Below are 19,785 nucleotides of genomic sequence, written 5' to 3' on the forward strand. Positions count from 1 at the left end.
TAAAAACAAAGCGCTTTTCGTGGATCGCAAAATCGATCCGTGTTATCTGTGCGCCATGCCCGCAAAGACCCCATGGATGAAACGCCTGAAGTGCCTGTTCAGGGGGCATGTCTTCGTGGACAGCCGGACCGAAAAGGCAGTCATGGTCTGTGCCCGCTGCCGCAGGCGACAGGCGTTCTGAAGGCGGTCACTCCCGGTCCAACCTGAAATACAGACTGTCACACCAGACGCCGCCGACCTGGATCGTCCGGGCGCGCTGGCCGGTCTTTCGAAATCCCAGCCGGGTCAACAGACTGATTGATTTACGGTTTTCCGGATCGACGTCGGCGATCAGGTGACCAATCCCGGCGCGCGTGGCGAAGACATGATCGATGACGGCCCGGCACGCCTCATACGCAATGCCCTCGCCCCACACCTCCGGATGCAGGATGTAGCCGATCTCTGGCAGCCGATAGAACCCGGCCTTACCCACAACCCGCCCGCCAAGGGTCACCACGAAATCCTCGCTCAGTTCCGGCGGCGAGTCGATCATGCTGTCCAGCCAGACCTGCGTCTGTTCGATCGTGTCATGTGGCGGCGTGGACCAGTATCGGGTCGCCTGCACATCGGACAACACCGAATGCATGGCCTGCAGGTCGCCGATTACGGCTCGTCTCAAGACCAGCCGATCGGTGACCAGCACGGTCACACCAGGCGGCTTTGCACCAGGGCCGCCTCGACAAAGCTGGCGAACAGCGGATGGGGCTTGAACGGCCGGCTCTTCAGTTCCGGGTGATACTGCACGCCGATGAACCAGGGATGGTCGGTCCGCTCTACGGTCTCAGGCAGCACGCCGTCGGGAGACAGGCCGGAGAACCGCAGTCCGGCGGCTTCGATCGCCTCGCGGTAGTTGATATTGACCTCATAGCGATGTCGATGACGCTCGCTGATGGCCGTGGTGCCGTAGATTTCCGCGATCTTCGATCCCGGTGCCAAAGTCGAGTCGTAGGCCCCCAGCCGCATCGTGCCACCCAGGTCGCCGCCCTGCTGGCGCAGAACGCGCTGGTTGCCCTGCGTCCATTCCGTCATCAGGCCGACGACCGGCTCGGTGGTCGGTCCGAACTCGGTCGACGAGGCCTTGGCAAAGCCCGCCTGGTTCCGAGCCGCCTCGATCACTGCCATCTGCATGCCGAAACAGATGCCGAAATAGGGGATGTTGCGCTCTCGGGCGAAACGAGCCGCTTCAATCTTGCCCTCGGCCCCGCGCTCGCCAAAGCCGCCCGGCACCAGCACGGCATGGGCCCCCTGCAGCCGCAGTTCGCAGGCTTCGCGATCACCCTCGAAGGTATCGGCCTCCACCCAGTCGATATTGACCTTGACGTTGTTGGCCACGCCGCCGTGATGCAGCGCCTCGATCAGCGACTTATAGGCGTCCTTCAGGACCGTGTATTTGCCGACGACCGCGATGGTCACCTCGCCGTCCGGCATCAGGCGACGACGCACGATCTCTTCCCACATCGCCATGTCGGGCTCGGGGGCGTCGGTGATGCCGAAGTGGGCCAGCACCTCCGCGTCCAGTCCCTCGCGATGATAGTCGATCGGCACGGCATAGATGTCGGCGGAGTCCATCGCCTGGATCACGCCCGTCTCACGCACATTGCAGAACAGGCCGATCTTTCGCTTTTCCTCGGGCGGGATGGGCTGTTCGCAGCGGCACAGCAGGATGTCCGGCTGGATCCCGATGGAGCGCAGTTCCTTGACCGAATGCTGGGTCGGCTTGGTCTTCATCTCGCCCGCCGTCTTGATGAACGGCAGCAAGGTCAGGTGGACGAAGCAGGACTGTCCCCGGGGCAGTTCCTGCCCGAGCTGGCGGATTGCCTCAAAGAAGGGCAGGCCTTCGATATCGCCGACCGTTCCGCCGATCTCCACGAGCACAAAATCGACAGCCTCGCCTTCGTCGGTCACGGCGGGCGTCAGACAGAAGGCTTTGATCTGGTCGGTGACGTGGGGAATGACCTGGACGGTCGCGCCCAGATAGTCGCCGCGGCGTTCCTTCTCCAGAATGGTGGAATAGATCCGGCCGGTGGTGACGTTGTCAGAGCGCGCGGCCGAAACGCCGGTGAAACGCTCATAGTGACCCAGATCCAGATCGGTCTCGGCCCCGTCGTCGGTCACGAAGACCTCGCCGTGCTGATAGGGGCTCATCGTGCCCGGATCAACGTTGAGGTAGGGGTCGAGCTTCCTCAGACGAACCTTATACCCGCGCGCCTGAAGAAGCGCGCCGAGCGCGGCGGAGGCGAGGCCTTTTCCCAAGGAGGAAACCACGCCGCCAGTGATGAACACATAACGGGCCATGGGGGATCACCTTACCGCCGATTCGTGCGGGACGCTTTTGAGACTTTGGGGAGAAACGGAGAAGGCGGGGATAACCGCCCTCATCACTTACTCGGCGGGGGTCGGGGCGGGAGTCGCGGCAGGGGCCGCCACAGGCGCATTGCCGGTCGGCAGGCTGGCCTCGAAATCATCGAACGTCGGCGCAGCCGGCTCCGTCGCTGCCCCAGGCGCGGCAGGCGCAGGCTGACCCGCGGCCGGAGCGGAGGTCTCGCCGCCGACGGCGATCGAACCCACGGCGTCGGCATCGATCACCGACTGGTTGCTCGAACGCTCCATGTTGCCGGCAACCGTCAGGCCGATGGCGCAGATGAAGAACAGCGCGCCCAGCCACCAGGTCGTGGTCGTCAGCAGATTGCCCGCTCCGCGCGCGGTCATGAAGCCCGACGGCCCGCCGCCCATGCCGAGCGCGCCGCCCTCGGACTTCTGGATCAGCACAATGCCGGCCAAGGCCAGCGAGATCAGGATCATGGCGACGAGGAGGATGGTCTGGAGCATGGTGTCATTCATGTGGGCGCGGGCGCGCGCCGATCAAGCGGCGGCCTCTAACACCGATGGTCTGCCGGGGCAACGCGCAGGCCTATGCGCCGCGGATGATGCCGATGAATTCCTCGGCCTTCAGCGACGCTCCGCCCACCAAGGCCCCGCCGACTTCGGGTACGGCGAGGATTTCGGCAGCATTGGAAGGCTTGACCGAACCTCCATAGAGGATCGGCGCGGTTTGCCCGGCTGGGCCCAGACGCGCGATCAGCGCGGCACGGATGGCGGCGTGGACCTCCTCGATCTGATCCAGGCTCGGGGTCAGGCCGGTGCCGATCGCCCAGACCGGCTCATAGGCGACCGCAAACGCCTGATCGGCCAGAGACAGCGGCAGCGATCCTGCGACCTGGTCGGCCACGACGGCCACGGCCTGTCCGGCCTGACGCTGTTCGAGGGTCTCTCCGACACAGATTATCGGCTCGAGCCCGGCCTGCAGGGCGGCTTCGACCTTTGCGGCGACAACGGCGTCTGTCTCGGCGAAACCCGCCCGCCGTTCGGAATGCCCCAGAATCACCAGACGCGCCCCGGCATCTGCCAGCATCGCGGCCGAAATCGAGCCGGTGAAAGCCCCTGATGCTGCCGCATGGCAGTCCTGGCCGCCCAGCTCGATCGATCCGCCGCGCAGTTGCCAGGCCATCTGGGCGATCAGGGTTGCGGGCGGGCAAAGGGCGACGCGGCAATCGGCCGGATCGGCCTCCAGCGCCGATTTCAGGGCAGTGGCCTCGACCAGAGACGACGCAAGGCCGTTCATCTTCCAGTTTCCGGCGATCAACTTCACGGATTGTTTCATACGGGCTGTTTAGGCAGCCGAAACGACGAAGCCAAGCCCGTCTCCGTCTTGCGGATGGCCGTCCCCTCCCCCTATACGCCGAGGTGGCGCTTCTCGCCGGTCGCTCTGGTTTGTCGATGATCACCCTGTTCCGAAACTTCGCGAAGTCCAAATGGGCTATCGGCCTTCTGGTGCTGCTGGCGCTCGGCCTGCTGGTCACCGGGGGCAGCCAGGTCGATGTCTTTGCAAACCTGGGCCCCAAGAACGTGATCTCGGCGGGCAGCCGCGACATGAACCAGGCCGACTTCCGAGCCGATTTCGAGCGCGTCCGCAATAATCTGCAGGAAGAGGCCGGTCGTCCCGTGTCGATCGAGGACATGATCGCCGAGAACATCCACCTGCGCTTTCTGGAAAGCCAGACCCAGCGCTTGGGCTTCCTGTCCTGGGCCTGGAACGTCGGCATCCGCCCCGGCAAGGAGCTGGTGCTGAAGCAGATCCGTCAGGCTCCGGTCTTTTTCAATCAGATCACCGGCCAGTTCGACGAGGAACAGTACCGCAGCGTCCTGGCCCAGCAGAACCTGACGCCGGCGCAACTGGAGCAGGAGTTCCGCGACCAGTATGCAACCAACCACTACGCCGCCGCCCTGCTGGCCGGGGCCCGAGTCCCTCGCGTGTATGGTGCCCTGGTGGCCAACGCCTCGCTGGAAACGCGCGATGCCCGCTGGTTCGTCGTCACCCAGGATATGGCCGGCCGCGCCGCCGCGCCCACCGATGCCCAGCTGAACGCCTTCCTCAGTGAAAACGCCGCCCAGCTGCGTCGTCCCGAACTTCGGACCGTCACTCTGGTCCTGTTCGCCGGGGGAGAGGCTCCGCCGATCAGCGAGGAACGAATCCAGGAACGTTTCGAGTTCCGCAAAGACGCGCTCTCGCAGCCTGAGACCCGCTCCATCGTCACTCTGACGGCACCGGATCGCGCTGCGGCCGACCGTATTGCGGCTGCGCTCCGCAGTGGCCAGAGCGCCGCCGAGGCGGGCCGCGCCAACGGCAACATCCGTCCGGTTGAATATGCCGATACCGCCCGCAGCGCCCTGGCTGACCCGGCCGTTGCGGCGGGGGCTTTTGCCCTGACCGCACCGGGTGTGACCAATCCGATCCAGGGCCGCGTCGGCTTCACCGTCGCTCAGGTCACCGCCATCACGCCCGGCCGCGAAGTCGCCCTGGCCGACGTCCGCGACGCCATCGTGGCCGAACTGTCGGCCGAGGACGACAAGGGCCGGACCTATGAGCGGGTTGAAGCCTATGAGAAGGCGCGTTCTTCGGGACAGAGCCTGGAAGCGGCCGCCCAGGCGGTCGGAGCCCGGGTGCGCAAGGCCGGCCCGTTCAGTGAGACCGGTGCCCAGGCCGACGGCCAGCGCGTCTCCCTGCCCCCCATCGTCTTCACGACCGCCTGGGCCCTGGGCCGCGGTGGCGAGAGCGAAGTCACCGACGCCGGAAACGGCCAGTATTTCGTCGTGCGCGTCGATGAGGTTCGCCCCCCGTCCATGCCGACGATCGATGAACTTCGCGAACCTCTGACGCAGGGCTGGACCACGCGCGAAAACAGCCGCCTGCTGAGCGCCAAGTCCGAAGAGCTGGCGGCCCGCGTGCGTGGCGGCGAAGACATTGCCGCCGTCGCCGCATCGGTCGGGGCAACCCTCGTCACCCGCACGGGCGTGCAGCAGAACCAGGCCACCCAGGAAGAGATCGGTGCAGGCGTGCTGCAAGGTGTCTTCAGCCAGAAGTCGGGCCAGGCCTTTGCCCAGCCGCAGTCTCAGACCGCCTTTGTCGTCGGCCGTGTCGACCGGATCGTGCCGCCGGCGGCCACGGCCGCGCCGACGGTCACCCTGGCCGAACAGGTTCGTCCGCGGATGACCGAGGAGATCGTCGGCGGCATGGGCGAACAGGGCGTAAGCGCCGCTGCGACCCGATCCAAGGCCCGTTACGACATCGGGGCGGCGCGTCAGGCCCTGGGCCTGGCTGCCGAGACTGAAGCTCCGGCCGCGCCTACCCCTGCCGGATGACCTCGGATCGTGACGCAAGGTCCAAGGCCGCCTTTGCTGAGGGCTGGTCGAAAGGCCAGCCCCAAGTCGTCGTACGGCGGCTGATCGACGACCTGGAAACACCCGTCTCGGCCTATCTGAAGGTCGGGCGGGGGCGGAACCACGCCTTCCTGCTGGAGTCGGTCGAGGGTGGCGCCGTCAACGGGCGTTACTCGATCATCACGCGCGATCCGGACGTGCTGTGGCGGTGCCGTGATGGCGTGGCTGAGACGGCCCGGGGCGAAGCTCTGTCGGCTGGACGGTTCACGCCAGAGGCAGAGCCTGCGCTGGCGTCGCTGCGGTCCCTGATCGCGGCCACGCGCATGGATCTGCCGGACGACCTGCCGCCCATGGCGGCTGGGCTGTTCGGCGTCTTCGGTTATGACATGGTCCGGCTGCTGGAGCCGCTGGGTCCGGCCAATCCGGATCCCCTGGACCTGCCCGATGCCGTTCTGGCGCGCCCTGGACTGGTGGCGATCTTCGATTCAGTGCGACACGAGATCGTCCTGGTCGCGCCCGCCTTTCCCGATTCGGGGCAGGATGCCGAAACGGCCCATGCTGCGGCCTTCGCGCGGCTGGACGCCTTCGAGGCCGATCTGCGCGCTCCGCTTTCCGCTCGGCCCGAGCCGGTCCAATCTCTAGCGCCTGAGTTTGTTTCGCCCGTCGATGCCGAGGCGTTTGGACGGAAGATCGCCGCCGCCAAGGACTACATCGCTGCGGGCGACATCTTTCAGGTGGTCCTAAGCCACCGATTCTCAGCGCCCTGGGACCGCGACCCGTTCGCCTTCTATCGGTCGCTGCGGCGCCAGAACCCCTCGCCCTATCTCTTCTATCTGAACTTCGACGGTTTCCAGCTGGCGGGGTCCAGCCCGGAGATCCTGGTCCGACTGAAAGACGGCACCGTCACCATTCGCCCGCTGGCCGGGACACGCCCCCGCGGCGAAACGCCCGAATCCGACCGCGCCCTGGAAGCCGAGCTCCTGGCCGACCCAAAGGAACTGGCCGAACATCTGATGCTGCTGGATTTGGGACGGAACGACGTGGGCCGGGTCGCCGCGCCCGGTTCGGTCGAGGTCACCGAGAGCTTCGTGGTCGAACGCTACAGCCAGGTGATGCACATCGTCTCGAACGTCTGCGGCAAGGCCGACCCTCGCCTGGACGCCGTCGATACCCTGCTGGCCGCCCTGCCCGCCGGCACCCTTTCCGGGGCCCCCAAGGTGCGGGCGATGGAAATCATCGACGAGCTGGAAACGGAAAAGCGCGGCGTCGGCTATGGTGGGGGCGTGGGCTATATTTCGGCCGGCGGCGAGGCTGACATCTGCATCGTTCTGAGGACCGCCCTGTTCGCCGACGGACGGATTTTCGTCCAGGCCGGTGCCGGTGTCGTGGCCGACAGCGATCCGGCTGCTGAATATGCCGAGACCCATGCCAAGGCCCGAGCCCCCATTCGGGCCGCGGACGACGCCTGGCGTTACACCTCGGGCAACCGCTAGCTGACCGAGAATCCAGGACCGACGATCACCATTCCCGCCATCAGCACCGCTGCGCCTGCTGCAAGGGCGGCCGCACCCAGTGCCGCCAGAGGCCGGGGTTGCTCGACGGGCGGAACCAGAGCCGCTCGCGCGCGTGAAAGAATGTCGGTGATGTCGGTCATCGGCGGCCCCTCGGAGCGCCGATTTCGCCCCTTGCCGGTTAACACGACGCTTATGCGACCGACGGACGCTTGGCGCGGCCCGATCCAGCCCCTAGAAGCCAAGCCATGATCCTGGTCGTCGATAACTACGACAGCTTTACCTACAACCTCGTCCACTACCTCGCGGAGCTGGGCGCGCAGACGCACGTCATCCGCAACGACGATCTGAGCGTGGAACAGGCCTGGGCGCTGAAGCCCCAGGGGGTGCTGCTGTCGCCCGGTCCATGTGCGCCGGATCAGGCGGGGATCTGTCTGCCGCTGCTGACCACGGCGCCGGACGATATGCCCATCCTGGGGGTCTGCCTGGGCCACCAAGCGATCGGTCAGGCCTTTGGCGGCGATGTGGTGCGGGCCAAGACCCTGATGCACGGCAAGACCTCGCCGATCATCCACGAGGGGACGTCGGTTTTCGCGGGCCTGCCTTCCCCCTTCACCGCCACGCGCTATCACAGCTTGGCGGTTTCGCGCGCCACCCTGCCTGACAGCCTGGATGTCACGGCCTGGACCGAGGACGGCGAGATCATGGGACTCAAACACCGCGACCGTCCGATCCACGGGGTTCAGTTCCACCCCGAATCCATTGCGACCGAACACGGCCACGACATGCTTGCCAACTTCCTGGATCTGGCAGGCATCAAGCGCTCGGCGATGGTCTGAGCGGATGGCGGACGGGTTCAAGCCCCTGCTGGCCAAGCTGGTCGAGGGCCGCATCCTGGAGAGGGACGAAGCCCTGGCCTTTTTCGCGGCCTGCCTTCGAGGCGAACCAACCCTGGCCCAGGTGGCGGCGGCGGTGACGGCCCTGAGGATTCGCGGCGAAACGGTCGAGGAGATCACCGCCTTTGCCACTGCCATGCGTCAGGCGGCGCTGACGCTGGATCATCCCTATGACGCGATCGACACCTGCGGCACGGGGGGCGATGGGGCGCATACGTTCAACATCTCGACCGCCGCAGCCCTGGTGCTGGCCGGTGCGGGGCTGAAGGTCGCCAAGCACGGCAACCGGGCACTGAGCTCCAAGTCAGGTTCGTCCGATGTGCTGTCGGTGCTGGGGGTCAATCTGGCCGCCAGCCCGGCGCAGCAGCGCCGCTCACTGGACGTGGCCAATATCGCCTTCCTGTTCGCCCCCGCCTATCACGGGGCCATGCGCCACGTCGGGCCGGTGCGGGCCGAGATCGGTTTCCGCACGGTCTTCAACCTGTTGGGACCGCTTTCCAATCCGGCAGGAGCGAAGCGCCAGGTGATGGGTGTCTATGATCCCCGCCTGCTGGAGCCGCTGGCCGAGGTCCTGGGGCGGCTGGGGGCCACCCGGGCCTGGACAGTCCACGGCCAGGGACTGGACGAGCTGACGACCACGGGCCCGACCGAGGTTGCCGAGTTCAAGGGCGGGGCGGTGCGACGATTCTCGGTCACCCCCGAGGAGGCCGGTCTAGCGCGCGCCGACATCGCGGACCTGCGCGGCGGTGATGCCGAGGAGAATGCGGCGGCGCTGCGGGCCCTGCTGGACGGCGCGCCGGGGGCCTATCGCGACATCGTCCTGTTGAACGCGGCGGCGGCCCTGGTGGTGGCGGATCGTGCCGCCGATCTGGCCGAAGGGGCCGTCATGGCGGGGGCCGTCATCGACGATGGGCGCGCGGCAAAGGCGCTGGCCGCCCTGGTCGAAGCCACCAACACCCCGATCGAGATCGAAGACCCGGCATGAGCGATATCCTGGACCGCATCGCCGCCTACAAGCGGATCGACGTCGCCGCGCGCAAGGCCGCTGCGTCACAGGATGCCATAGAGGCCCAGGCTGCGGTCGCCGGGATGCCGCGCGGGTTTCGCGCCTCTCTTGTCCGTCATGCCGCGCCCGGCCGCCCGGCCCTGATCGCCGAGATCAAGAAGGCCAGCCCGTCCAAGGGTCTGATTCGCGCCGATTTCGACCCGCCCGCCCTGGCCCAGGCCTATGAGCGCGGCGGGGCAGCCTGTCTGTCGGTGCTGACCGACGGTCCCAGTTTCCAGGGCGATGATGCCTATCTGGTCGCGGCGCGGGCGGCCGTCGCCCTGCCCTGCCTGCGCAAGGACTTCATCGTCGACCCATGGCAGGTGGCCGAGAGCCGCGCCCTGGGGGCCGATTGCGTCCTGATCATCCTGGCCATGATCGACGACGCCCTGGCGGCGGACGTCCTGGCCGAGGCGCGCCGATTCGGCATGGACGCCCTGATCGAGACCCATGACGAGGCCGAGATGGCGCGCGCCGTGGCCCTGGGCGGTGACCTGATCGGCGTCAACAACCGCTCGCTGCGGACCTTCGAGGTCGATCTGGCCACCACGGCGCGCCTGGCCGACCTGGCTCCGCACGAGGCCCTGCTGGTGGCCGAAAGCGGGATATTCACCGCAGCCGATGTCGCGGCGGTCGCCACAGCCGGTGCCGGAGCCATCCTGGTCGGCGAAAGCCTGATGCGGCAGGCCGATGTAGAGGCCGCGACACGGGCTCTGCTGTTAAGTTGACATTCACCAAGAACACTTACAGAACATCGGCAACGGTTCACGCCTTGTTCTGGAAGTCGCTGCGATGCTCACCAAGAAACAGCACGAGCTGCTGATGTTCATTCATCAGCGCATCCGTGAAAGCGGGGTCTCGCCTTCGTTCGATGAGATGAAGGAAGCGCTGGACCTGGCGTCGAAGTCGGGCATCCATCGGCTGATCACGGCGCTGGAGGAGCGGGGCTTCATTCGACGCCTGGCGCACCGGGCGCGGGCGCTGGAGGTCATGAAACTGCCGGAACAGGCGACGACCGCCGCGCCGGCCAAGGGACGACAGCCCTTCCGTCCCGACGTCATCACCGGTGGCGGTCGGCCTGTGCCTGCCGCCCCGGTCGAAGCCGCGAACGACACGCGCGAACTGGCTCTGATGGGCAAGATCGCGGCTGGCACGCCCATCGCCGCGATCGAGCACGAGACGGCTCGCTATCCAGTGCCTGAATCGATGCTGGGGGCCGGGGATCACTACATGCTGGAGATCGAAGGCGATTCGATGATCGAGGCAGGCATCCTGAACGGGGACCTGGTGGTCATCAAACGCGCGGACACGGCCGCGTCCGGCGAGATCGTCGTGGCGCTGGTCGAAGGTGAGGAAGCGACCTTGAAGCGTCTGCGCAAGAAGGGCGCTTCCATTGCGCTGGAGCCTGCCAACCGCGCTTATGAGACCCGCATCTTCGGGCCCGATCAGGTCGAGGTTCAGGGCAAGCTGGTCGGCCTCATCCGGCGCTATCACTGATTTCGGGATCACCGACCCGGCTCCAGGGGCGATTGCCCCGGACATCGGCGGTCCAGACGGCCCGCCACCCCTGAGCTGTGCGCCATAGTTCCACGGAGCCGCCGCGCGCATAGTCCACGCCATCCAGCACCAGTCTGCCGTTGCATTCGGCCGGCAGCACCGATGCGGTGCTTCTCAGGCTGACGACCTCGGCCGAGCGGCAGAGCGACTGGAGCTGCTCCATCGAGACCGGCTGCCTGCCCCAGGCCAGCGCCATCGGGCCCGCGGTGCGGGTGGAGGGCGCACAGGACCAGCGGATACAGCTCCATCCCTCGGTCGGGCGATCTACAGCCTCCAGCCCCCGCCTCCGCGACCACAGATCGACCGCAAACTGACGCACGCCCGGCCGCATCACGACCGCCTTGTCTCCGACGGCATAGGCCGCATTGGTTCCGCCATCACCGATCCAGAGGTCAGGCGCAGGCGGCCGGGGCCACAGGACGACGGCCAGGGCAAACGGCAGGCCCACCCAACGCAGCGGCCCGCGCCACAAAGCAATGAACAGGACCCCAAGGAAGGCGATCGGCAGGGCGATCGACGGTGCACTGGCCACCGTGCGCACCGCGCCGGGCAGGTTGGCCGTCCAGGAGCCCACCGCCAGCATCAGATCCACACCGATCCCGGCCACCCACAGGAAAGGCCCGCCCAGTCCTAAGGGCTCCAGCGCCGCCCCCAGCGCCAAAGCCGGCATCATCAGAAAGGTCGAGATGGGCGAGGTCGCCATATTGGCGATCAAACCGAAAACGGCGGTCCGGTTGAAATGCTGCATGGCGAACGGTCCGGTCGCCAGCCCGGCGACGAGGCTTGCCGCCAAGGCCGCCCAGATCCATCCGCCCAGCCGCTGCGCTGCCAGTATGGGCCAGGGCGCGGAGATTTCCCGCGTTCGCTGGGGCCAGGCTTCGGCCAGGGCCACCAGGGCCGCAGTGGCGGCGAACGACATCTGAAACCCGGGGGTGACGACGGCCTCGGGCTGCAGCAGCAGGACGGCAAAGGCCGCGACGGCCAAGGCGTGCATGCTGATGGCCTGCCGATCCAGAAGCACAGCGAGGAAGGCGATCGAGGCCGTGATGGCCGCTCGCTCTGCCGGGGCCGGTGCCCCCGAAACCACCAGATAGGTGCCGACCGCAATCAGACCCGCGACGGCCGCCACCTTCTTTCCCGACACCCGAAGCGCCAGCCAGGGGATCGCCGCAACGATCAGACGCACGAGGAAGAAGACGAACCCGCCGACGATCGCCATATGCAGGCCAGAGATCGAAAGGATGTGCGCCAGCCCTGAATCGCGCATCACATCCAGGTCGTCCCGGCTGATCCACGTCTCATGCCCGGTCACCATGGCTGCGGCGACCCCGCCCGTGCGCTCGCCCAACCGATCGACGATCCGCTGGGCCAGGGCAAAGCGCGCAGCATTGATCCGCATCGCCATACGCAATCGCCAGGGGGGCGGCTGGAGCCGGGCGGGCCGGGTCTCGCCCAGGGCGAAGGCGACACCCCCCATGCCTTGGAAGAAGGCATTGCGGCCGAAGTCATAGGCCCCTGGGCTGGCCGGAGCCGGTGGCGGGTTCAGGATGGCGAACAGGCGGATGGCCTGACCGGGAACGGGCGGTGGGCCCTTTACCGTCGCCCTCAGCCGGATGGGGGTCTCCTCCGGAGCCAGTCCACGGATACTGACCGGCGCGATGACCACCCGATGGCCGCGCTCGCCGGGACTATCGACATCCAGGACCCAAGCCTGGATCACGGTCGGTTCAGCGATGGCAGGCGCGATCGGCGCGGCGACCCGTTCGGTCCTGATCTTGGCCATGGCCAGGCCGCCCGCCAAACAAGCCAAAAGCATCAAGGGAAGCGTCACGGCCCGGGACCAGCCCAGCCGCCGCGCCCCCAGCCAGGCCGCCACCGCCATGGACGCCGCCAGCAGCAGCGGCCACAGCGCGGGCTCCGAAGACAGGGCGAAATAGAGACCGCATCCCCCGCCAAAGGCGACCGGAGCCCAGAGCCGCCAGCGCAGGGCCTGGGCCTGAATTGCCTGATCCCAAGCCTGGCAAATCCGGTCTCGCGGGCTGGGATTCGCGGCGATGGGCGGTATAAGGGCGGCCCCATCGGACACGCCCACCATGACCTCGCCCTCGCCCGTCGACGCCCCCGTCGTCACCCGCTTTGCCCCCTCGCCCACCGGCTCCCTGCACATAGGGGGCGCTCGGACGGCGCTTTTCAACTATCTTTACGCGAAAGGGCGCGGCGGGAAATTCCTGATCCGTGTGGAAGACACCGACCGCGAGCGGTCCACCGAGGCCGCGGTCCAGGCGATCTTTGACGGCCTGTCGTGGCTGGAATTGTTTGCCGACGAAGAACCGGTCTTCCAGTTCGCACGGGCCGACCGTCATCGGGAGGTCGTCGAGACCCTGGTTCAGACGGGCCATGCCTATCGCGACTATACCTCCGCCGAAGAGACCGGTGCCTTGCGCGACGCGGCCAAGGCCGCCCGCACGACCTTCGAATCGCCCTGGCGCGATCGCGATCCCAATGAGGGCGATCCGGCCCAGCCGCACGTCGTGCGGTTCCGCCGCCCCCTGCCCGGTCAGGTCGTGGTCGAGGATGCCGTTCAGGGGACGGTCAGCTGGTCGACCTCCGATCTGGACGATCTGGTCCTGCTGCGTTCGGACGGTGCCCCGACCTACAACCTCGCCGTTGTCGTAGACGACCACGACATGGGCGTGACCCACGTCATCCGAGGTGACGACCATCTGAACAACGCGGCGCGCCAGTCGCTGATCTATGATGCCCTGGGCTGGACCCGGCCGGTCTTCGCCCACATTCCCCTGATCCACGGACCGGACGGCGCCAAGCTGTCCAAGCGCCATGGGGCCCAGGCTGTCCATGAATATGCCGAGATGGGCTATCTGCCCGAGGGCATGCGCAACTATCTGGCCCGGCTGGGCTGGAGCCACGGCGACGACGAGCTGTTCGGTGACGATCAGGCCGAGGCGTGGTTCGACCTGAATGGCGTGGGCAAGGCCCCGGCGCGGCTGGACTTCGACAAGCTGGCCCACGTGAACGCCCACTGGATCCGCCTGGCCAACGACGACCGCCTGGCCAAGCTGGCGCTGGATGTGCATCTGTCACGGGGCCATGCGCTGCGTGAAGGCGACGAGGCGCGACTGGTCCGGGCCATGCCGTTCGTGAAGGACCGCGCCAAGACCCTGCTGGAGCTGGCAGATCAGACGGTTTTCGTGCTGGCTGCCCGCCCCTTGCCGCTGAGTGAAAAGGCCCTGGGCTTCCTGGCCGGCGAGGTGGCGGAGCGTATTGGCCGCCTGCGCGATCGGCTCGCTCTGTTCGCCAGCTGGGACGTCTTCGCGCTGGAGGCCGAGTTGAAGGCTTTTGCCGAAGAAGAGGGCGTGGGCTTTGGCAAAATTGGTCCGGCAGCCCGCGCGGCGCTGACCGCCCTAGCCGTTTCACCCGATATTTCGCGCATTCTGGCGGCATTGGGACGCGACGAAAGTCTCGGGCGCTTGGATGATGCGCTGCAACAGACTAAGTGAACGGTCGTAACCATGAACCCGGCCTTCGAACCGGGACCATCATAGCGAGACGAAGGGGCTGAGATGAGCGAACCCACCAAGAGCAACGGCTCGGCGACCCTGACCCTGGGTGACAAATCCGTCGAACTTCCCGTCATTTCCGGCTCCACCGGTCCTGACGTCATCGATATCCGCAAGCTGTATGGGGCAACCGAAGCCTTTACCTACGACCCCGGCTTCACCTCGACGGCCTCGTGCGAAAGCGCCCTGACCTTCATTGACGGCGACAAGGGCACGCTGCTGCACCGCGGCTATCCCATCGATCAGCTGGCATCGCAGTCGAACTTCATCGAGGTCTGTCATCTGCTGCTGCACGGCGAACTGCCGACGGCGTCTCAGTACGAGGCGTTCGAGCAGAGCATCACGATGCACACGATGCTGCATTCGCAGTTCGACCGCTTCTTCGAAGGCTTCCGTCGCGACGCCCACCCCATGGCCATCATGGTCGGCACCGTCGGGGCTCTGTCGGCCTTCTATCACGACAGCCTGGACATTCATGATCCGGTCCAGCGCAACATCTCGGCCATCCGACTGATCGCCAAGATGCCGACGATCGCGGCCCGCGCCTATAAGTATCATATCGGCCAGCCGTTCGTGTCGCCGCGCAACGACCTGAACTATGCCGAGAACTTCCTGCGCATGTGCTTTGCCGTTCCGGCAGAGGACTATGTGGTCAACCCTGTCCTGGCCAAGGCCATGGACCGTATCTTCACCCTGCACGCCGACCACGAGCAGAACGCCTCGACCTCGACCGTTCGTCTGGCCGGGTCGTCGGGTGCCAACCCGTTTGCCTGTATCGCCGCCGGCATCGCCTGCCTGTGGGGCCCCTCGCATGGCGGGGCCAACGAAGAAGCATTGAACATGCTGAAGGAGATCGGCACGCCGGAGAAGATTCCCGCCTTCATCGAGGGCGTGAAGGCCAAGAAATACAAGCTGATGGGCTTTGGCCACCGGGTCTACAAGAACTATGATCCCCGCGCGACGGTGATGAAGGAAAGCGCCGACGAGGTCCTGGCCGCCGTCGGCGACCCCAATGACCCGCTGTTCCAGGTCGCCAAGGAGCTGGAGCGTCTGGCGCTGAACGACGAGTATTTCATCGAGCGCAAGCTGTTCCCGAACGTCGACTTCTATTCGGGCATCACCCTGTCGGCGATGGGCTTCCCGACTTCGATGTTCACCGTGCTGTTCTCGCTGGCCCGTACGGTCGGCTGGATCGCCCAGTGGCAGGAAATGATGGCCGACCCCGGCCAGAAGATCGGCCGCCCGCGCCAGCTCTATACCGGCCCGACGCAACGCGACTACGTCCCGATCCAGAACCGGGGCTGATGCAACAAGGGCCGCTCCTGCTGGAGCGGCCCTTTTTCATTGGCGGCCGATGCAGTTCGGGCTCGATCGACGGAATCTGGTCAAGGGGCCGCCATGGCCCTGAGGGTCGGCGATCTGTCCATGGCGTCATCCTCCACCGGATCGGCCGTCAGTTTCAGATGCGCAAAGATGGTCCGCGCGCCCGTTACCTCCTCATCCGATACGGGCCGGGCAAAGGCCGTGCCTTCGCTCGTCAGGGGCAGGATGGTCAGGGTTACGCCATCGATCACATTGCCGCCGATGACGTTGATCCGGTCGTGAGCGACGCGAACGACGATGTCGCAATGGGTCCCGGCATATTCGCCCAGGTCGCGGCGCCGGTCGGCCAGGGTTCGATAACCCACTGTGCCGCGCGCATTGCACATCAGATCGCCGGGTGAGATCTCTGCCTCGCCGGCATCGTAGGCCACATAGGCCGCTGCAGTGGCCTGGCCGTCCCGGGCGCGAATGGCCTGGTCGATATAGACGCGGTGCGCGACGTCGCGCTGGAACTGTTCCGGCTCACCCAGACCGGCCTCGCACATCACCCAGCTGACGAAGGCGGCGGACCATGGCTCGACCCAGCCGACATCGGCGTCGGTAGCCTGCCAGCGACGGTTCTGGCGACCGATGACCTGGGCTCCGTCGGGCGTTGCGCTCCAATAGCCGGCGATGGTCCGAGCCAGGCGAGGATCGGTCTCACGACGTCCGATCCGCAGCATATGCCGCGCTTGAACAGCGCGCGACCTGGGCGGATTGGCCGCTTCCGAGACGACGCCGTCCGGCAGGCGGCCCGTTTCGATCGCCCGGGCGTCCACGACCTGAAAGCCGAACACCGCCCACTCCTGCACCGCGACATCGACGATGCGCCGTCGGGCCCAGGACGTCGGCCCGACGCGGCATCCCGACTGCACCACCCGCATGCGGCCCCGCTCGCCCTCGATGCGGGACTCTGGCGGGATGACGTCGAAGACATCACGCGGCAATCGGGCCGTCTGGGCCGGCACCGGCGAGGTCGCCGCCACCCAAGCGGCGAGCGCCAGGGCTAGAGCGGTGCGCATTGCGCCGTCAGCCAGTCCCGCACCTCGCCGTCCAGCAACGGACCGACCTTGGCCAGGGTCGCGGCATGATAGGCATCGACATAGGCCCGCTCGTCCGGCGTCAGCAGATCCACGTCGATCAGGCTGCGGTCCAGGGGCGCGAAGGTCAGCTGCTCGAACCCGTGCATGGGCCGCTCGCCGCCTGGGATCGGCTGGGGCGGAGTCACCACCTGCAAGGTCTCGATCCGGATGCCCCAGTGACCCTCACGGTAATAGCCGGGTTCGTTGGATAGGATCATGCCGGTCAGCAGCGGTTGGGTGTTCACCGCCTTGGCGATCCGCTGTGGGCCTTCGTGGACGCCGAGATAGCTGCCGACGCCATGACCGGTGCCATGGTCATAGTCGAAGCCCTGCATCCACATGGGCAGGCGCGCCAGGGCGTCCAGCTGATGGCCGGTCGTGCCTTCGGGAAAGCGGACGGTGGCCATGGCGATATGGGCCTTCAGCACCAGGGTGAACATCCGCCGCTGGTCGGCTGAGGGCTGGCCCACGGCCATGGTCCGCGTCACATCCGTCGTGCCGTCCAGATACTGGCCGCCACCGTCCACCAGCAGCAGCGAGCCCTTTTCCATGCGGCGAAGGGTGCGAGTGACCGGCTTGTAGTGCGGCAGGGCACCGTTGGGACCAGCCCCGGCAATGGTGTCGAAGGACAAATCCTGAAGCGCGCCGGTCTGCTCGCGGAACCGCTCCAGCGCCTCGGCGACCTCGCGCTCGTCGGGCAGGGTGTGCTGGGCGACTGTGTCCACCCAGTGCAGGAACCGCGCCAGCGCCGCGCCATCGCGGATGTGGGCCTGTCGCGTCCCCTCGATCTCGACCGCATTCTTGGCGGCGCGTGGCAGGGCACAGGGATCCATGCCGCGCACGATCGTGGCGCCCGCTGCCTCCAGCCGGTCGAAATACCAGGCCGATGACTGGGCCGGGTCGATCAGGACCTTGCGGCCCGCCAGCCCGTCGAGCGCCGCCTCGAGCGCTTCGGGGGCCTTCAGTTCGACCGCATCGCCCAGCCAGGCGGCCAGGTCGTTGCCGACCTTGGCGGGATCCAGGAAGAGGGTCGCTGTGCCATCCGCGCGCAGAACCGCTTGGCCCAGCGGCAGGGGGGACCGGATCACGTCTCCGCCCCGGACGTTGAACAGCCAGGCGATGGACGACGGGGCCGTCAGCACAGCCGCATCCGCGCCTGCCTCTGCCACGACCGCGCCGATCCGGGTCCGCTTGGACGCAGCCGCTTCGCCGGTGTAGCGGTCTTCGTGCGGCACAACCGGTGCGCGGGGCTGTCCAGGCCGCGCCTCGCCCCAGGCCTGGTCCAGCGGATTGACATCCACGGGCTTCAGAATCGCGCCCGCCTTGGCTGCTGCATGCTTCAGCGTCGCCAGGGCATCGGGGCTGTGCAGACGGGGGTCATAGCCGATCACGGCCCCCTGCGGCGCGCGCTCCAGATAGGCGGGCACCCCGCCCTCGACCAGATCGAGAATCTCGAACTGCTCGGGATCGACCTGCGCCTTGACCTGCACTGTATAGCGGCCATCGGCGAAGACGGCCGCCCGGTCGCGCAACACGACCCCGGCCCCGGCCGATCCGGTGAAGCCACTGATCCAGGCCAGCCGGTCGTTGGCTGCGGGCAGGTATTCGTTCTGATGCTCGTCCTCATGAGGGACCAGCAGGCCGTCCAGCCCCTGTTCGGCCATGCGCGCGCGAACGAGCGGCAGGTGGCGGGCCCCAAAGGATGGGTCGGTGGTTTCGTCGAAGGTCTGGCGCATGGTGCCTCTTATAGGTCGCCCATTCTCCAATGTGGAGGACCTGCTAACCCACCCGCCGCAGCACCAGCGCGCTCCAGGCGTCGCGGCGATAGCGGCGCTCCAGGACAAAGCCGCGCGACAGATAGGCCGCCGTCACCCGGCGTTCCTGGGTCCGCAGCAGGCCGGACAGAATCGCCACCCCACCCAGTTTCAACGCGAGCTTGATGTCCTGCGACAGGGCCACCAGCGGCGGAGCCAGGATGTTGGCGAAGACCAGGTCGTAGGGGCCGTGTCCGCGCACCTTGGCATCGTTCAGACCGCTGGCATGGACGAAGCGGGCATCCGCCTGGTTCAGCTTGGCATTCTCATTGGAGATGCGGACGGAGGGCTCGTCGATATCCGTGCCGATCGCCACGCGAGAGCCGGTTCTGGCCGCCGCGATGGCCAGGACACCAGTACCGGCACCCACGTCCAGAACCCGCTCGAAACTCTCTCGCTTCAGCAGGTCGTCGAAAGCCAGCAGGCATCCGACGGTGGTGCCGTGGTGACCGGTGCCGAAGGCGGCACCGGCGTCGATCTTCAGATTGACGGTATTGGGCGGCACCCGGCCCTGGTCGTGCGCGCCATAGACGAAGAACCGCCCCGCCCGCACCGGCGGCAGACCCGACAGCGACATCGCCAGCCAGTCCGCATCGGCCAAGGTCTCGACCACCACCGTCACACCAGGGTGTTCGGCAAGCCGCGCCTGCAAGCCCTCGGACTCCTCCTCGGTCGTCGGGAAGGCGTCGATGCGCCAGACGTCGCGATCCTCGTCCTCCTCCAGGATGGAATAGGTCGCGCCCTCCAGCATCGGATCAGCGTCGATGGCTTCGGCAGCGGTCTCGGCAGCCACGCGCGAACCGCGTGCGATTATCTGCACTGGGCTATGTGACATTTCTCAAACCCCGTTATCATTGCGAATCGAGACACGCGCGGGCGTGCGCTCTAACGCCTGCAGCAACCGAGGGGTCGGGTAATTCATGGCTAAGTCACCATCCACATCCAGTAAGGCGACGCCGAAACCGGCAGCCGCCGCCGCTTCCAAGCCTAAACCGGCCGCGAAGTCGAGCGCCGTCTCAAAGCCCAAGCCCGCCGCCGCCGCCGCCAAGGCCGCGCCCGCCCCCAAGACTGCGGCTCCGAAACCGGCCGCAAAGCCGGCTGCGACAAAGGTCGCGGCGAAGCCTGCGGCCAAGGCTGCGCCCGCTGCCAAGACGGCGGCCAAGCCTGCGGTCAAAGCCGTCGC

At 66.9% G+C, this 19,785-nt stretch carries 18 protein-coding genes; 8 read left to right on the forward strand and 10 right to left on the reverse strand.

The annotated features are described in order from the left end of the window. Nucleotides 1-187: 187 nt before the first annotated feature. From JIP62_RS02335 to tpiA, 4 genes are all read right to left on the reverse strand, one after another. On the reverse strand, nt 188-688 hold the full coding sequence (locus tag JIP62_RS02335; protein ID WP_201103344.1) for a GNAT family N-acetyltransferase: 501 nt from the start codon (nt 686-688) through the stop codon (nt 188-190). Then, nucleotides 685-2,334 carry a CTP synthase gene (locus JIP62_RS02340; RefSeq protein ID WP_201103345.1) on the reverse strand — a complete coding sequence of 550 codons (1,650 nt, stop codon included), beginning with the start codon at nt 2,332-2,334 and terminating at the stop codon, nt 685-687. Before JIP62_RS02340 ends, JIP62_RS02335 begins: the two co-directional genes overlap by 4 nt. A gap of 87 nt (nt 2,335-2,421) precedes the next feature. Next, the gene (gene secG, locus JIP62_RS02345; protein WP_230974829.1) at nt 2,422-2,868 is read right to left on the reverse strand and encodes a preprotein translocase subunit SecG; all 447 of its coding nucleotides are present in this window, start codon (nt 2,866-2,868) and stop codon (nt 2,422-2,424) included. Between the two features lie 82 nt (nt 2,869-2,950). After that, nucleotides 2,951-3,700, reverse strand: coding sequence for a triose-phosphate isomerase (gene tpiA, locus JIP62_RS02350; protein ID WP_201103347.1), 750 nt, complete (start codon nt 3,698-3,700; stop codon nt 2,951-2,953). A gap of 116 nt (nt 3,701-3,816) precedes the next feature. Here tpiA and JIP62_RS02355 point away from each other — a divergent pair, with 116 nt between their 5' ends. Beyond that, the gene (locus JIP62_RS02355; protein ID WP_201103348.1) at nt 3,817-5,739 is read left to right on the forward strand and encodes a peptidylprolyl isomerase; all 1,923 of its coding nucleotides are present in this window, start codon (nt 3,817-3,819) and stop codon (nt 5,737-5,739) included. Continuing rightward, on the forward strand, nt 5,736-7,250 hold the full coding sequence (gene trpE / locus JIP62_RS02360) for an anthranilate synthase component I (protein ID WP_201103349.1): 1,515 nt from the start codon (nt 5,736-5,738) through the stop codon (nt 7,248-7,250). The genes JIP62_RS02355 and trpE overlap by 4 nt, the downstream gene beginning before the upstream one ends. Here the strand turns inward: trpE and JIP62_RS02365 are convergent. Next, entirely contained in the window at nt 7,247-7,411 is a 165-nt protein-coding gene (locus JIP62_RS02365; protein WP_201103350.1) for a peptidoglycan-binding protein, read from the reverse strand. The two genes, trpE and JIP62_RS02365, sit on opposite strands and share 4 nt — an antisense overlap. Before the next feature lie 105 nt (nt 7,412-7,516). Here JIP62_RS02365 and JIP62_RS02370 point away from each other — a divergent pair, with 105 nt between their 5' ends. The 4 genes from JIP62_RS02370 to lexA all read left to right on the forward strand — a co-directional run bounded on the left by JIP62_RS02370 (nt 7,517) and on the right by lexA (nt 10,706). Beyond that, complete coding sequence (locus JIP62_RS02370) at nt 7,517-8,107, forward strand: anthranilate synthase component II (RefSeq protein ID WP_201103351.1); 591 nt, start codon at nt 7,517-7,519, stop codon at nt 8,105-8,107. A 4-nt stretch (nt 8,108-8,111) separates the two neighbouring features. Next, nucleotides 8,112-9,149, forward strand: coding sequence for an anthranilate phosphoribosyltransferase (trpD, locus tag JIP62_RS02375; protein WP_201103352.1), 1,038 nt, complete (start codon nt 8,112-8,114; stop codon nt 9,147-9,149). Beyond that, entirely contained in the window at nt 9,146-9,937 is a 792-nt protein-coding gene (gene trpC / locus JIP62_RS02380; protein ID WP_201103353.1) for an indole-3-glycerol phosphate synthase TrpC, read from the forward strand. Before trpD ends, trpC begins: the two co-directional genes overlap by 4 nt. Before the next feature lie 64 nt (nt 9,938-10,001). Further along, entirely contained in the window at nt 10,002-10,706 is a 705-nt protein-coding gene (gene lexA, locus JIP62_RS02385; protein WP_201103354.1) for a transcriptional repressor LexA, read from the forward strand. On the opposite strand, the gene JIP62_RS02390 is transcribed toward lexA, so the two are convergent. Beyond that, nucleotides 10,687-12,897 carry a ComEC/Rec2 family competence protein gene (locus JIP62_RS02390; protein WP_230974830.1) on the reverse strand — a complete coding sequence of 737 codons (2,211 nt, stop codon included), beginning with the start codon at nt 12,895-12,897 and terminating at the stop codon, nt 10,687-10,689. The genes lexA and JIP62_RS02390 overlap by 20 nt on opposite strands. On the opposite strand from JIP62_RS02390, the gene gltX reads away from it, so the two are divergent. Together gltX and gltA are read left to right on the forward strand one after the other, a co-directional pair. After that, complete coding sequence (gene gltX, locus JIP62_RS02395; RefSeq protein WP_201103355.1) at nt 12,860-14,284, forward strand: glutamate--tRNA ligase; 1,425 nt, start codon at nt 12,860-12,862, stop codon at nt 14,282-14,284. The two genes, JIP62_RS02390 and gltX, sit on opposite strands and share 38 nt — an antisense overlap. Nucleotides 14,285-14,347: 63 nt before the next feature. Further along, complete coding sequence (gene gltA / locus JIP62_RS02400) at nt 14,348-15,649, forward strand: citrate synthase (RefSeq protein WP_201103356.1); 1,302 nt, start codon at nt 14,348-14,350, stop codon at nt 15,647-15,649. A gap of 80 nt (nt 15,650-15,729) precedes the next feature. On the opposite strand, the gene JIP62_RS02405 is transcribed toward gltA, so the two are convergent. Genes JIP62_RS02405 through JIP62_RS02420 form a run of 4 tightly spaced genes read right to left on the reverse strand, consistent with a single transcriptional unit; the run spans nt 15,730 to nt 19,764 of the window. Next, a complete protein-coding gene (locus JIP62_RS02405; protein ID WP_201103357.1) occupies nt 15,730-16,728 on the reverse strand; it encodes a DUF2272 domain-containing protein in 999 nt (332 codons plus the stop codon). Then, nucleotides 16,713-18,524: an aminopeptidase P family protein gene (locus tag JIP62_RS02410; RefSeq protein ID WP_201103358.1), complete on the reverse strand. Its 1,812-nt coding sequence runs from the start codon at nt 18,522-18,524 to the stop codon at nt 16,713-16,715. The genes JIP62_RS02405 and JIP62_RS02410 overlap by 16 nt, the downstream gene beginning before the upstream one ends. 43 nt (nt 18,525-18,567) lie before the next feature. Further along, nucleotides 18,568-19,437, reverse strand: a complete 870-nt coding sequence (locus JIP62_RS02415) for a 50S ribosomal protein L11 methyltransferase (RefSeq protein WP_201103359.1) — start codon at nt 19,435-19,437, stop codon at nt 18,568-18,570. 3 nt (nt 19,438-19,440) lie between these two features. Beyond that, complete coding sequence (locus JIP62_RS02420; protein WP_201103360.1) at nt 19,441-19,764, reverse strand: hypothetical protein; 324 nt, start codon at nt 19,762-19,764, stop codon at nt 19,441-19,443. Nucleotides 19,765-19,785: the final 21 nt, after the last annotated feature.

The organism is Brevundimonas vitisensis, assembly GCF_016656965.1.
Taxonomy (GTDB): domain Bacteria; phylum Pseudomonadota; class Alphaproteobacteria; order Caulobacterales; family Caulobacteraceae; genus Brevundimonas; species Brevundimonas vitisensis.

Coding starts and splice junctions, on each gene's coding strand:
- JIP62_RS02340 (WP_201103345.1), bottom strand. CDS start 2,334: ATGGCCCGTTATGTGTTCATCACTGGCGGCGTGGTTTCCTCCTTGGGA.
- secG (WP_230974829.1), bottom strand. CDS start 2,868: ATGCTCCAGACCATCCTCCTCGTCGCCATGATCCTGATCTCGCTGGCC.
- tpiA (WP_201103347.1), bottom strand. CDS start 3,700: ATGAAACAATCCGTGAAGTTGATCGCCGGAAACTGGAAGATGAACGGC.
- JIP62_RS02355 (WP_201103348.1), top strand. CDS start 3,817: ATGATCACCCTGTTCCGAAACTTCGCGAAGTCCAAATGGGCTATCGGC.
- trpE (WP_201103349.1), top strand. CDS start 5,736: ATGACCTCGGATCGTGACGCAAGGTCCAAGGCCGCCTTTGCTGAGGGC.
- JIP62_RS02365 (WP_201103350.1), bottom strand. CDS start 7,411: ATGACCGACATCACCGACATTCTTTCACGCGCGCGAGCGGCTCTGGTT.
- JIP62_RS02370 (WP_201103351.1), top strand. CDS start 7,517: ATGATCCTGGTCGTCGATAACTACGACAGCTTTACCTACAACCTCGTC.
- trpD (WP_201103352.1), top strand. CDS start 8,112: ATGGCGGACGGGTTCAAGCCCCTGCTGGCCAAGCTGGTCGAGGGCCGC.
- trpC (WP_201103353.1), top strand. CDS start 9,146: ATGAGCGATATCCTGGACCGCATCGCCGCCTACAAGCGGATCGACGTC.
- lexA (WP_201103354.1), top strand. CDS start 10,002: ATGCTCACCAAGAAACAGCACGAGCTGCTGATGTTCATTCATCAGCGC.
- gltX (WP_201103355.1), top strand. CDS start 12,860: ATGACCTCGCCCTCGCCCGTCGACGCCCCCGTCGTCACCCGCTTTGCC.
- gltA (WP_201103356.1), top strand. CDS start 14,348: ATGAGCGAACCCACCAAGAGCAACGGCTCGGCGACCCTGACCCTGGGT.
- JIP62_RS02405 (WP_201103357.1), bottom strand. CDS start 16,728: ATGCGCACCGCTCTAGCCCTGGCGCTCGCCGCTTGGGTGGCGGCGACC.
- JIP62_RS02410 (WP_201103358.1), bottom strand. CDS start 18,524: ATGCGCCAGACCTTCGACGAAACCACCGACCCATCCTTTGGGGCCCGC.
- JIP62_RS02415 (WP_201103359.1), bottom strand. CDS start 19,437: ATGTCACATAGCCCAGTGCAGATAATCGCACGCGGTTCGCGCGTGGCT.